Below are 11,945 nucleotides of genomic sequence, written 5' to 3' on the forward strand. Positions count from 1 at the left end.
ACAGGGCCGAGGGGCCTGTGGTTCGACCGGGCGGGACGGGCGGGTGACGGCTGTGGCGCCGCCCGGCGAGGGGCGGCGCCACGCTCACGCCGGGTCAGATGTCGCCGCGCGCCGCGGAGCGGCGACGCAGCACGACCGTGCCGGCGCCCGCGAGCAGCAGCGCTCCGGCGGCCGACCCGACGAGGGCGGTCGTTCCGGAGCCCTCGGCCGGGGCCGGGGCCTCGCCGGCGGCGACGCCGCCCCGCGGGGCGTTCTTGACGGCTGCGGCCTTCTTCGCGGCGTCCTCCTTCGTCCTCGCGTCGGCCGCGGCGTCCTTCGCCGACTCGGCCCTCTTCTTCTCCGTGGCCTTGTCGACAGCCTTCTTCTCGGCCACCGACGGGGACGGCTTCGGCGTCCCGACGGAGGCGACGGCCGCGGAGACCGGGAGGAGTATCGCTCCCGCCGCGACGGCAGGCAGGACGACGAGGCGCAGGCGGTGGCTGTGAAGGTGGGTCATGTACGGCTCCAGTTCCAGCCCGACTTCGGAAATACCTGGATGCCGAATCGCATCAGGTTCCGGGCAGGCCTCCAGGCTCGCGGCCACTTGTGAAGAAGCTGTCAGAGCGTCATGTCGATCGCATCAGGGCCGGACGGTGCGGCCGGCAACCGCAACGTGAAGACCGCCCCCTGCCCCTCGGTGCTCGCCACGCTCGCCGTCCCGCCCTGCGCCTCGGCGAGCTTGAGCACGATCGCCAGGCCGAGGCCGCTGCCACCGGTGCTCCGGTTGCGGGACTTCTCCGCCCGCCAGAAGCGGTCGAACACATGCGGAAGGTCGTCCGCCGGTATACCCGCGCCGGTGTCGGCGACCTCCAGAGCCACCGCGTCACCGTCGCCGGTCAGGTACGAACGCAAGGTCACCCGGCCCCCGGAGGGGGTGTGACGTACCGCGTTGGAGACGAGATTGCTGACCGCCTGACGCAGCCGGACCGGATCCGCGTGCAGCGACGGTCCAGGTCCGCCGGGCTTCTCCGCGCGGACCGTGAGTGTGACGCCGGCGGTCTCGGCCGGCCCCTGGTACGCCGCGGCGACCTGGCCGAGCAGATCGTCGGCGTGCACCGGCTCCGGCCGCAGACGCAGTGCGCCCGCGTCGGCCGCCCCCAGGTCCCGCAGGTCGTCGATGATGTGCTGGAGCTGGACCGCTTCCTCAAGGAGCGAGGAGACGAACGCCGGGTCGGGATCGGCCAGGCCGTCCTGTGCCGCCTCCAGCCACCCCCGGATGTTGCTCAGCGGCGTACGCAGTTCGTGGGCGACATCGCTGACCATCACCTTGCGCTGGTCCTCAAGCCGGGCACGGTGTACGGCCATGTCGTTGAAGGCCGCGGCGAGCCGTCCGATCTCGTTGTCCGGGCCGACCGGAACCGGCGCCGTGTCCAGGCCCTCGCGCATCCGCTGTGCGGCGCCGGTGAGCGCGTGCAGGGGCCGTACGAGCCGGGCTCCGGCGATCACCGAGACGCCCACGGTGAGAGCCAGGACGAGGGCCGTGACCCCGACGATACGTGCGGTGTTCGCCGGTGAGAGATCGAGGCCGGGCACGCCGACGGCGCGGGTGCCGTCGATGAACAGCAGTGCGGGTGCGGCGACATGGTCGGTGAGCTGCTCGCGGCGGGCGCTGCCGACGCAGGACGCGATGGCCCGGTCGTACGCGCTGTCGTGGGGTCCCACCACTCGGGCCCGGGGCGCGGCGGCGGCAGCCGCGGCGGTTTTCCTCTCGGTGTCCGTCAACTCGGCCGCCGTCTTGCTGGTGCCGGCGTCGGTCGCAGGACGCTTGACCCGGTCGTACCCCCGGTCCCAGGACAGGTCCAGATTCAGTGTCACGCCCGCCCGGCCCTGGCGTTTGAGACAGGCGTCGGCCAGATCGTCGAGTTCGTCGAGGGCCTTCTTCTCCGTCGGGGTGGGGCCCGACTCGGTTGTCAGGCACTTGAGTTCCAGGTCGCGGTCGGTGTTGTTGCTCACGAAGTCGACACCCGGCCGCCCGGTCGGGCTCTCGACGACATCCGCGGCGATGCCCACGCTGTTCAGGCACTGGACGTCTCTGGCGATGACCTGCCGCAGCTCGGTACGTTCCTTCGCGGGCAGCCGGAAGGGGCCCACGGCCCGTGGATCGACCCGGTCAGCACCGGCCGGCATGGCGTCGGGCACCAGCACGGTGTCGACGGACAGCGGATCGACAACGGCCGACGCCTGAGCCGGCAGCGGCTCGGGGGACGGAGTACCGGCGGAGTGGTCGGCGGCGTCGTCGGCGGAGTCGTCGGCCGAGTCGAAGAGGGGCCGCCGGTTCTCGGTGGTCAGCACGATCCGGCGATCGGATGTCCGGGCCAGCTCGCGCACGGTGTCCTCGACGCCTTCCCAACTGGAGTGGGTGGCCGCGTACCCGAGCAGGGTGTCGTAGATCTTCGCGTCGGAGACGAGGTCCTGGCCCTGCTCCTGACGGATCGCTCCGGAGGTCGTCTGCACCGCGAGCCAGGCCGTGGCGGCGACCGCGCACGACGCCACGAGCACCGACACGGTCAGCAGCCTGCCGAGCAGACTCCTGCGCAGCGGCAGCCGCGGCGTCTCCCGCTGTCGTCCTCGCCACAGCCGCTCAGGCCGACGCACGGCGTGCCTTCTTCTCGGGGTCCGTCAGTTTGTAGCCGACGCCGAACACGGTCAGCAGCCGGGCCGGGCGCCGTGGGTCGTCCTCGATCTTCTTGCGCAGATGCATGACGTGCACATCGACCGTGCGGTTACTGATGTACTTGTCGAAGCCGTGCAGTTCCTCCAGCAGCCGCTGCCTGCTGAAGACCCGGTCGGGCTCCATGGCCATCGCGGTGAGAATCCGGAACTCGCCGGGGGTGCACACGATCGCTGTCCCGCCGACCGTCACCTCGTGCCGCGCGGGATCGACCCTGAGCGTGCCCACCTCCAGCACCTCGTCCTCGACTGCGGCGGGCGCGGAGGCCGAAGTGGCGGCGCCGGGCCGCCGGTTGCGGCGCAGCAGTGTACGGACGCGGGCCGTCAACTCCCGCGGACTGAACGGTTTCGTCATGTAGTCGTCCGCGCCCAGATCCAGCCCGAGCAGCAGATCGTCCTCCGTGCTGCGGGCGGTCAGCATGAGCACCAGCACCTCCCGGCGCTCGGCGCGCAGGATCCGCACGACGTCGAGGCCGTCGGTCCGGGGCATCATCACATCGAGGACGACCAGATCCGACTCCCCGCGCCGCACCTCCTCAAGAGCGGCCCGGCCGTCCGCCAGCACGGTCACGGCGTGCCCCTCGTGCTCCAGATAGCGGCGCACCAATTCGGCCTGTTTGGCGTCGTCTTCGGCAACTACGATGTTTGCGCACACGCGGTCGATCGTAAGCACTTCCGCCGGGCACTGGACACCTCACCCCTCGCCTACCGGCACGCCTTCACCGGTCGACGCGGGCCGTGAATCTGACCTCGACCAGCAGTTCGGGGAAGGCCAGTCGTGACGTGCCGATCATGGTGCTCGCCACCTGGGGATCCGGGCGGCCGTACGCCTCCTTGCGTACCGGGCCCGCCGCGGCGTCGCCCGCGTCGGCGTCCAGTACATAGATGACCTCTTCGACGACATCGTCCAGCGATGCGCCGAAACGGTTGAGCAACTCCCCCGCGTTGGCGTAGCACTGGCGCAACTGATCGCCCATGTTCGTGTAATCGGTGACCCGTCCGTCGTCGTCGACCGGCGCGGGGGCGACAAGTTCCGTGCCGTTGTGTGCGACCTGACCGGAGAGATAAATGGTGTCGCCGCGCTTGACCGCCTGAACGTATCCGTAGCTCTCTTCCCAGGGGACACCGAAGCTTTCGACATGATCCCGGTCCGCGTTGCTCATCGTGCTCCGATCATCAAGAAATGAGTTCCGTCACGACGGTACGGAGCGGGGTCGCGGTGAGCCAGGCCCAGCCGTGCCACTTGGCGCAAGGATCGTGCCGAACCGGGCTCCCGGCCGAGCGGTCGCGCTCGTGGGCTATCCTGGCCGGGATGCGCGGAGGGGTGGAGTGTCGTTGAAATCCGGCGAGGCAAAGCTAGTTGTCGCGATTCTCGCGCTGCCCCGGCTGTACGCGCTGGACGTCAGCATTCCGGCGTATGTGTTTGGCCGGCATCCGGGTTATCAGGTCTTTGTGTGCGGGGACCATGACTTCGACCCGGTTGACGACTCCGGTGACGGGTCGTCGCAAGTCCTGGCCGCGGATATCAGGCCGACCCACTCGCTCTCGGATCTGGAGTACGCCGATGTTGTCGTGATTCCCGGCTACGAGAATCCCCAAGACCCGATTCCGGAGAGCTATGTCGTCGCGCTGCGGAGCGCTGTCGAGCGGGGTGCTCGTACCGTCGCCGTCTGCACGGGAGTTTTCGCGCTCGCGGCGAGCGGAGTGCTGAACGGAAAGACGGCAACGACGCATTGGGAATACACCGACCGGCTTCGCATGATGCATCCGGGAGTCGATGTCGTGGAGAATCTGCTGTTTGTCGAGGACGGGGCCATTCTCACCTCTGCGGGCGCGAGCGCGGGAATGGACGTATGTCTCCATGTCATCCGGACCGATTTCGGGGTCACCGCCGCGGACGGTGTGGCGAAGGATGTCGTCAGCTCTCGGGTTCGCGGTGCGAACGAGCCGCAGTACAGGGACGGTACGACTCCGCCCCGTGCCGATCTGCGTGCGACCCGGGAGTGGGTGATCGAGAACATCGGTTCGCCGATCACCGTCCAGCAGATGGCGGACCACAGCCTGCTCTCACGGAGAACCTTCATTCGGCGTTTCTCGCGTGAGACGGGATTGCCACCCATGCACTGGGTCGCCCGGCAGAGGATCCTCGGTGCGCGCCGGCTGCTTGAGAGTTCCGACTGGTCCGTCGAGAGAATCGCCGGGGCGACGGGTTTCGGCACGGCCTCGAATTTCCGGACCCTCTTCCGGCGAGAGTTGGGAATGACGCCGACCGCCTACCGGACGTCGGTTTCTCACCCGGACGTCTGACAGGGGTCGCGGTCTCTCCCACGAGCCGGCCTCGGCCTGCGGACGGCCAACTCCGGTGGATACGCTGCCGTTCAAGGACGACGAGGATCACCGGTGCGTCCACATCGAGGATGTGCCACAGGCATCCCTCACATGTCCGGCGCAGGTCATCACCCGTCACCGACTGACAAGCGGAGGAATCCCGTCATGACCGGCACCACGGGCACCACCGGCACGAGCGACGACACCTGGATACGTGCTCCGCACCCGAATCCCGGCAGCCGGATGCGGCTGGTGTGTCTCCCGCACGCGGGCGGCGCCGCCTCCTACTACTCGCCGATGTCGGCGGCCCTCGCCCCGGACGTCGAGGTGTTGTCCGTGCAGTATCCGGGGCGGCAGGACCGGCGGCACGAGCGGCCGGTGGACGATCTGCATGTGCTCGCGGACCAGGTCGCCGAGGCGGTGGAACCGTGGACCGACCGGCCGTTCGCGCTGTTCGGCCACAGCTACGGGGCGCTGGTGGGGTACGAGGTGGCGCGCCGGCTCCGTGCGGCGGGCCACCGCCCGCTCGCGCTGTTCGCCTCGGGCCGCCGGGCGCCGTCGACCCATCGCGACGAACGTCTCCATCTGAAGCCCGACGCCTCTCTCATCGCCGAACTCAAGGCGCTGGACGGCACGGTGGGGGCGCTGCTGGACGACGAGGAGATCGTCGCGATGATCATGCCGGCGCTCCGGGCGGACTACCGGGCCGTGGAGACGTACGTCCACCGGCCGGGCCCCGAACTCGACATCCCCGTCGCGGCCCTCATCGGCGACGAGGACCCGAAGGTCACCTCGCAGGAGGCGGCCCGATGGCGTGAGCACACCACGTCGGACTTCTCGCTGGAAACCTTCTCGGGCGGCCACTTCTATCTGGCGGACCGGCTGAAGGAGCTGACGAGCAGCCTGAGGCGGCGGCTGGACGGAGTGACGCGGAACCAGACGTAGGCGCTTCCACAGACCAGCGCCGGTGCGGCCACGAGGACGAAGCAGAGGGACAACGGCAACCGGCCCACCAGCAGGCCCACCAGGGCCGTACCGCCGGAACTGCCCGCGTTCAGCGCCGTGTTGACCCAGGCGCCCGCCCGGGTCCGGGCATCCGGTGCGGCTGCTTCGTCCGCGATCAGGTAGGCGGTGGTCAGTGCCGGGGCGACGAAGAGCCCCGCCACGGCCGCCGCCGCGCCGAGCGTGTACACGTTCGGCGCGAGCCCCGCCGCTGCCAGCGCGACGCCGAGTGCCGCACAGATCACGGCGAGCCTCGGCCGGGCGGCCGACCGCCAGGAGACGGCGCCGTTCGCCAGTCCGCCGACCGCGCTGCCGGCCGAGAGCGCGGCCAGGATCCATGCCACCGCGCCGGGCCGGTGCTGTTGCTCGGTGAAGGCGATCGCCAGCAGGTCCAGCCCGCCGAGACAGAGCCCGACCGCGGCGGCGGCGAGTACCGGCTGCGCGAGACCACGCGGTCCGTTACGGCGCGAGCGCGCGCCCCGCGCCCTCGGTCTCCCCGTCCGCACCGGGAACGGCACCGGCGACAGGGCGAGCGCGACCGTCCCCACCAGCACCAGCGCGGCGCTGACCGCGACTCCGGCCGCCGGTTCCGCGTACGCCACCAGGACCCCGACAAGCAGCGGACCAACGACGAGGAGCAGTTCCTCGGCGACACCGTCGAGGCTGTACGCGCGCTGCAACATCCGCCGGCCCCGCAGGAGTTGGCCCCACAGGGTCCGCATGGTCGGTCCGAGCGGCGGCGTACAGGACCCGGCGCAGGCGGCGAGCGCGCCCAGCAGCGCGGCCGAGGCACCGGCCGTACCCGGAGTACCCGACGTGCCCGCCGTGACCGCCCCCGGCTGCTCGCGAGTGACGAGGGCGAACACCGTCAGCAGCGCGGCGTACACGACGGCCATCGGCACGAGGGCCCGGCGCGGACCGTGCCGGTCGACCAGGGCGGCCCGAGCGGGCGAGAGAACGACGCTGGTCGCACCGAACAGGGCCAGCGTGGTGCCGGCGACGGCGAAGGAGCCCGAGGCGTCCTTCACCGCCAGTGCGAGGGAGAGCGAGACCGTTCCGTAGGAGAGCCGGCCGAGCAGGGCGGCACCGAAGGTGCTCAGGGCATGCGGGGTCCGCAGCACAGCGGCGTACGAAGACATCGGTGTGGTGTTCCTCGGGGAGGGCGGCGCGCGTTCGGGCGCCGCGGCCGTACAGGGACGCCGAAAGACCGCGACGCAACAGCCGTCGCGGTCTTTACGAGGTCCTACGCACGGAAGAGGAACACGGGGTCACGGTAACAGCGAGCGGGCCGGGGCGGGCGGCGGCGGAACCGCCTCGCGCCGCCTCCGGCCCGCCGCGTCACGCGTTGGGGTCGAAGGGGATACCGGCCGGCTTGGCCTTCTGCAGATGGCCGTTGAAGTTGCCGTCCTTGAGGCCGAAGACGGCACTGCCGAAGTCGGCCTGGCTCAGGTTGTCGCGCAGCCCCGCCGGATATCCGTTCCAGCCGACCAGCCGGGGGAACTGCCAGGTGCCGTGGTGGTTCTCCGGCGGGTCGTCGTTGCCGTTGGCGGCGCGGAAGGCATGCGTCCCGATGCCGTCCTTGTGGTAGACGACCTTGGCGTGCGTGCCGTCGAACCGGATCTGGTCACGGGTGTGGATGTCGAAATCGCCGTGCGCGGAGGTGGCGACGTACTGCACCTGGTCGTTCTGCACCCACACCACGACATGCTCCCAGTCGTGGCGGTGTCCGCCGAGCCCGCTGCCGGCGACGGCCTGGTCCTTCTCGAAGTAGAGGCCGTACATGATCGCGCACCAGCCGTTGTTGCACTTGGACCGGGAGTATCCGTTGGTGTTGTCGAGGTCCCAGGAGTCACGGCACTGGCCGTTGAGCGCACCGCTCGGGTTGAGGCCGGGGTTGATGGTCCCGTCCTGACCGATGGCCGGGGTGGGGTAGCAGCCGTCCGTGTCGTAGTCGAACGCCGGCTGGAAGGTCTGCTCCAGTCCGTCCGCGTTGGCGGGCAGGGCGCTGGGAGGATCGGCCAGAGCGCTGCCGGGAAATGCGATGACCAGCGCGAGGGCACTGCCAAGGGTGAATGAGACCTTGCGGATGCGCGAGCTTTTCTTCACTGCGTCCTCCTGATCGACCGCGGCGTGGGGGCGTCGGTCATTTTGACATGCTCGGTTCAGCTTCTCCGTCTCTTGTTGACATACCGAGCGTGTGGAGGTGTCGGCGCGGTGAAAGACCAACCAATAGAGGGCGCAGACGAGTTGTGAAGCGAGGCCCGGCCCCCGGTCGGGGGCCGTGACCCCGGCCGTCAGGCCTTCAGTGCCTCGGCGATCGACCGGTCCAGCGGCGTCGTCGGCCGGCCCGCCAGACGGGACAGGTCACCCGTCGTACCGACGAGGAGTCCGCGTTCGATGGCCTTGTCCACGTCCACCAGGATCCCGGCCATCGGTTCGGGCACGCCCGCGCCCGTGAGGATGCCCAGCAGGGTCTCACCGGGGACGTTGTTGTAGACGATGGTCCGGCCGGTCTGCCGCGACAGCTCCGCCGCGTACTCGGCGAAGGACCACGCCGTGTCGCCGCACAGCTCGTACGCCCTGTTCAGGTGCCCCTCGCCGGTGAGTACGGCGGCGGCAGCCGCCGCGTAGTCCGCGCGGGCGGCGGCGGCGACGCGGCCTTCGCCCGCCGCGGCGACGACAGCGCCGTGCTCCAGCACGGGGGCCAGGTTCTCGGTGTAGTTCTCGGTGTACCAGCCGTTGCGCAGGAAGGTGTACGGCAGCCCCGACTCCAGGATCAGCCGTTCGGTGACCTTGTGTTCGGCGGCCAGTTCGAAGTCGGCGTCGGGGCCGCCCAGTACACCGGTGTACGCGAGTTGCGCCACCCCCGCCGCCCGCGCGGCGTCGATGACGGCGGTGTGCTGCGCCACTCGGCGGCCGACCTCGCTGCCGGAGACGAACAGGACGCGGTCACCGGCCCGGAATACGTCCGCAAGCGTCTCGGGCCTCTCGTAGTCGGCGATCCGTACCTCGACACCGAGCGCCGCCAGGGGCGCGGCCTTCTCCCTGTCCCGCGCGACGGCGGCGATCTCACCGGCCGGCACGTCGGCGGCCAGCAGGGATTCGATGACGAGACGGCCGAGGTGTCCGGTCGCTCCGGTGACGACGATGCTCATGGGTGCCCTATCCATTTCATGTGGTTTGCCATGGTTGGCATTACTTCGTGATCCGCTTGATCAACGATATGTTCCACACTTACCGAGAGGAAGTACCCACCTTGAAGTAAGGTACCGGAATGGACGAAAGCGCGCGCCCCCCTGACGTCAACCGGCGGATGTGCCCCTCTCGGCTCGTACTGGAACATGTCACCAGCCGTTGGGGCGTACTGGTGCTGGCCGCCCTGCTGGAGCGCTCGTACCGCTTCAGCGAACTGCGCCGCGAGGTCGAGGGAGTCAGCGAGAAGATGCTCGCGCAGACCCTGCAGACCCTGGAACGCGACGGTTTCGTCCACCGCGACGCCAAGCCGGTCATCCCGCCGCGCGTGGACTACTCGCTCACCGAACTCGGCCGCGAGGCGGCCGAGCAGGTGTGGGGACTGGCGCGCTGGACGGAACGGCGGCTGGACGCGGTGTTCACGGCCCGCGCGGCGTACGACGAGGCACGCGCGCCCGCGAGGCCCTGAGGCACCCCAACCTCCCCGCCCTTACGCGCCGTTGAGACGGATCCACCCGTCCCAGCGGCGCGTTTCCTCGGGCGCTCGGGGCATCCCTCGCGCTTTCCGTCGAGGTCACCCATCTTTTGATGAATCATTAGAAAGTTCAGGAGATTCGTACCGAACCTCTGGACAGTCCCCACGCGGCGCTCTAATGTCTCGGCCCACCGAGACATGTGTTTCGTCGCCGTAACACCGCAGCCGATCGGCGCTCACTCGAACGCCCTTCACCTCACGAGTCTTTCCACGTCTCTCCCCCCATGGCCGGGCCACCGCCCGTCACGAGGCGCTGCGCGACCGCCCCCACAGCGGCCGTCGCAGACGCACCGTGCAGCACCCCCGTCGCAGAACGGGGAACCGGCCGGGTCTCCGACCCTGCCGTGACCGCAGCTGAAGGGAAGCGACATGAAGATCCGTACGTTCGTCGCCACGGCCTCCCTGGTGCCATCCGGGAGCCTGGTGGCGTTCTCGGGCTCCGCCCAGGCCGCTCTCCACACCACGTGTGTCGGTGACGGCGCTGCCGTGACCGTCAGCAACGACCTGGCCGTCCCGGCCGGGAAGTCCTGCACGCTCACCGGTACGAGAGTCAAAGGCTCGGTGACCGTCGAGTCCGGCGCCACCGAGGGATTCGTCTACGCGGGCGCCTCGTACTTCGGCGGCAATCCGGCCGTCACCGACAACACCGCGAACGCCGTGCTCGACAACGCGATCGTGCGCGGCTCACTCACCGCGACCGGCAACAACCCCGTCCTGGTCGTGGGCGAGTTGGCGCGTGTCCGTGGCGCCGTGACCGGGGAGACCGCAGGACCGTCGTCCGCCGGCTCGGCCAAGAAGGCCGCACCCCAGGACCGTGGCGCCGCCCTCGCCGAGAAGGCGGCCGAACGCGCCGCCGCGGCACGGGCCGACGCCCACGAGGCGGGCAGATCCAGCCTCTGACCCATGGCGGACAGGCCATGTCCGCCCCCTACTCCTCCCCGCAGACGAGTACCGGCAACCGCCCCGTCGCCGTACCTCGTCACTCCGGACCGCTCGGCGCTTCCCCTCCCGCCGGCACAGCCGTCACCCCCCGCCGCGGCGCACCGCCGGTAGCAGCACCTCCGGCAGCGCGCCACGGTTCAACCCTCATCGCCCCATCCCCAGGAGTGACCGTGAGCCATATTCGCAAGTCGTTCGATCGCAGGGACTTCCTGCGCGCCACCGCCGGCACCACCGTGGCCATCGCCGCCGCATCCGTCACCGGGGCCGCCGCGACCTCGGCCGCCGCGGCGCCGGGCAAGCCGAAGAAGAATCTGTCCATCCCCAAGGACCGCATCGGCATCCAGCTCTACAGCATCCGCGACAAGGTCAGCGCCCTCGGATTCGGTGTCGTCCTGCCCGAGTTGGCCCGGATCGGCTACAAGGAGATCGAGTTCGCCGGATACACCCAGTCCACCTCCATCCTGGGCAGGCAGATCACCCTCCAGGAGATCCGCACGCTGCTCGACGACAACGGGCTGAGCGCGGTCGGCAGCCATGTCGGCATCGGCAACTTCCGGTCCAACCTCCAGGGCGAGCTGGACGCCGCACAGATCCTCGGCACGCCGCACGTGGGTACCGCCAACGCGCCCACGAACGACAACACCGTCGCGGGCTACCGTGCCGCCGCCGACGAGTTCAACGTCTGGGGCGCCGCGGCGACGGCGCGCGGTCTCAAGCTCTACCAGCACAACCACGCGGGCGAGTTCGCGTTCGCCACCGACCAGCCGTCGGTGCGGCTGTACGACGTGTTCCTGAAGAACACCGACCCGCGCCATGTCTATCTGGAGCTGGACGTCTACTGGGCGTACGTGGGCCAGTACCGCTGGCCCGGATTCGACCCGGCCGAGTACGTGCGCAAGCAGCCGTACCGCTACCCGCTGTTCCACATGAAGGACGGCGACGCCAACGCGGCGAACGCCAACGGCTTCGACATCGTCGAGTTCGGTGCCGGAGACCTGCCGTACGAGAAGTTCGTCCGCGACATCGGGCCGCGCGCCTCGCACGTGGGCATCTGGGAGCAGGACACCGCGCCCAACACCCTGCCGAATCCGCCGGGTTCGCTCGGCGCGGCGGAGCGCAGCTTCACGGCGCTCAAGGGACTCCTCGGCTGAGAGGGCTTCCCCCGAAGACAGCCGGGCACCTCCGCGCCCGGAGGCGCCCGGCTGTCCCCTCCCCTCCTTACCGCCAGCGATCGAGG

At 69.9% G+C, this 11,945-nt stretch carries 12 protein-coding genes; 5 read left to right on the forward strand and 7 right to left on the reverse strand.

All coding sequences use genetic code 11. The features are described 5' to 3' along the window. Positions 1-94 precede the first annotated feature (94 nt). The 4 genes from ACIBLA_RS21375 to ACIBLA_RS21390 all read right to left on the reverse strand — a co-directional run bounded on the left by ACIBLA_RS21375 (position 95) and on the right by ACIBLA_RS21390 (position 3,872). On the reverse strand, positions 95-496 hold the full coding sequence (locus tag ACIBLA_RS21375) for a sortase-dependent protein (protein ID WP_399199468.1): 402 nt from the start codon (positions 494-496) through the stop codon (positions 95-97). Positions 497-597: 101 nt separating this feature from the next. Then, positions 598-2,634: a sensor histidine kinase gene (locus tag ACIBLA_RS21380; RefSeq protein ID WP_399199469.1), complete on the reverse strand. Its 2,037-nt coding sequence runs from the start codon at positions 2,632-2,634 to the stop codon at positions 598-600. Beyond that, complete coding sequence (locus tag ACIBLA_RS21385) at positions 2,621-3,364, reverse strand: response regulator transcription factor (protein WP_399199470.1); 744 nt, start codon at positions 3,362-3,364, stop codon at positions 2,621-2,623. The genes ACIBLA_RS21380 and ACIBLA_RS21385 overlap by 14 nt, the downstream gene beginning before the upstream one ends. Positions 3,365-3,428: 64 nt before the next feature. Continuing rightward, the gene (locus ACIBLA_RS21390; RefSeq protein WP_363243829.1) at positions 3,429-3,872 is read right to left on the reverse strand and encodes a Rid family hydrolase; all 444 of its coding nucleotides are present in this window, start codon (positions 3,870-3,872) and stop codon (positions 3,429-3,431) included. A 166-nt stretch (positions 3,873-4,038) separates the two neighbouring features. Here ACIBLA_RS21390 and ACIBLA_RS21395 point away from each other — a divergent pair, with 166 nt between their 5' ends. Continuing rightward, positions 4,039-5,016, forward strand: coding sequence for a GlxA family transcriptional regulator (locus ACIBLA_RS21395; protein WP_399199471.1), 978 nt, complete (start codon positions 4,039-4,041; stop codon positions 5,014-5,016). Between the two features lie 186 nt (positions 5,017-5,202). Continuing rightward, a complete protein-coding gene (locus ACIBLA_RS21400) occupies positions 5,203-5,982 on the forward strand; it encodes an alpha/beta fold hydrolase (RefSeq protein WP_363243831.1) in 780 nt (259 codons plus the stop codon). Here ACIBLA_RS21400 and ACIBLA_RS21405 read toward each other — a convergent pair. The 3 genes from ACIBLA_RS21405 to ACIBLA_RS21415 form a co-directional block, all read right to left on the reverse strand. Continuing rightward, positions 5,904-7,178, reverse strand: coding sequence for an MFS transporter (locus ACIBLA_RS21405; RefSeq protein ID WP_399199473.1), 1,275 nt, complete (start codon positions 7,176-7,178; stop codon positions 5,904-5,906). The two genes, ACIBLA_RS21400 and ACIBLA_RS21405, sit on opposite strands and share 79 nt — an antisense overlap. 199 nt (positions 7,179-7,377) lie before the next feature. Then, entirely contained in the window at positions 7,378-8,145 is a 768-nt protein-coding gene (locus ACIBLA_RS21410; protein ID WP_399199474.1) for an NPP1 family protein, read from the reverse strand. A 188-nt stretch (positions 8,146-8,333) separates the two neighbouring features. Continuing rightward, entirely contained in the window at positions 8,334-9,194 is an 861-nt protein-coding gene (locus ACIBLA_RS21415; protein WP_363243834.1) for an SDR family oxidoreductase, read from the reverse strand. A gap of 119 nt (positions 9,195-9,313) precedes the next feature. On the opposite strand from ACIBLA_RS21415, the gene ACIBLA_RS21420 reads away from it, so the two are divergent. From ACIBLA_RS21420 to ACIBLA_RS21430, 3 genes are all read left to right on the forward strand, one after another. Next, the gene (locus ACIBLA_RS21420; protein WP_363243835.1) at positions 9,314-9,700 is read left to right on the forward strand and encodes a helix-turn-helix domain-containing protein; all 387 of its coding nucleotides are present in this window, start codon (positions 9,314-9,316) and stop codon (positions 9,698-9,700) included. A 435-nt stretch (positions 9,701-10,135) separates the two neighbouring features. Then, entirely contained in the window at positions 10,136-10,666 is a 531-nt protein-coding gene (locus ACIBLA_RS21425; RefSeq protein ID WP_399199476.1) for a hypothetical protein, read from the forward strand. A 212-nt stretch (positions 10,667-10,878) separates the two neighbouring features. After that, entirely contained in the window at positions 10,879-11,859 is a 981-nt protein-coding gene (locus ACIBLA_RS21430; RefSeq protein ID WP_363243837.1) for a sugar phosphate isomerase/epimerase, read from the forward strand. The last annotated feature ends 86 nt before the right edge of the window (positions 11,860-11,945 follow it).

Source organism: Streptomyces sp. NPDC050433, from assembly GCF_044458565.1.
Taxonomy (GTDB): Bacteria; Actinomycetota; Actinomycetes; order Streptomycetales; family Streptomycetaceae; genus Streptomyces.

Bases quoted from the DNA above. Each gene is read 5' to 3' on its own strand.
- ACIBLA_RS21390 (WP_363243829.1), bottom strand. From the start codon at position 3,872: ATGAGCAACGCGGACCGGGATCATGTCGAAAGCTTCGGTGTCCCCTGG.
- ACIBLA_RS21420 (WP_363243835.1), top strand. From the start codon at position 9,314: ATGGACGAAAGCGCGCGCCCCCCTGACGTCAACCGGCGGATGTGCCCC.
- ACIBLA_RS21405 (WP_399199473.1), bottom strand. From the start codon at position 7,178: ATGTCTTCGTACGCCGCTGTGCTGCGGACCCCGCATGCCCTGAGCACC.
- ACIBLA_RS21375 (WP_399199468.1), bottom strand. From the start codon at position 496: ATGACCCACCTTCACAGCCACCGCCTGCGCCTCGTCGTCCTGCCTGCC.
- ACIBLA_RS21415 (WP_363243834.1), bottom strand. From the start codon at position 9,194: ATGAGCATCGTCGTCACCGGAGCGACCGGACACCTCGGCCGTCTCGTC.
- ACIBLA_RS21425 (WP_399199476.1), top strand. From the start codon at position 10,136: ATGAAGATCCGTACGTTCGTCGCCACGGCCTCCCTGGTGCCATCCGGG.
- ACIBLA_RS21400 (WP_363243831.1), top strand. From the start codon at position 5,203: ATGACCGGCACCACGGGCACCACCGGCACGAGCGACGACACCTGGATA.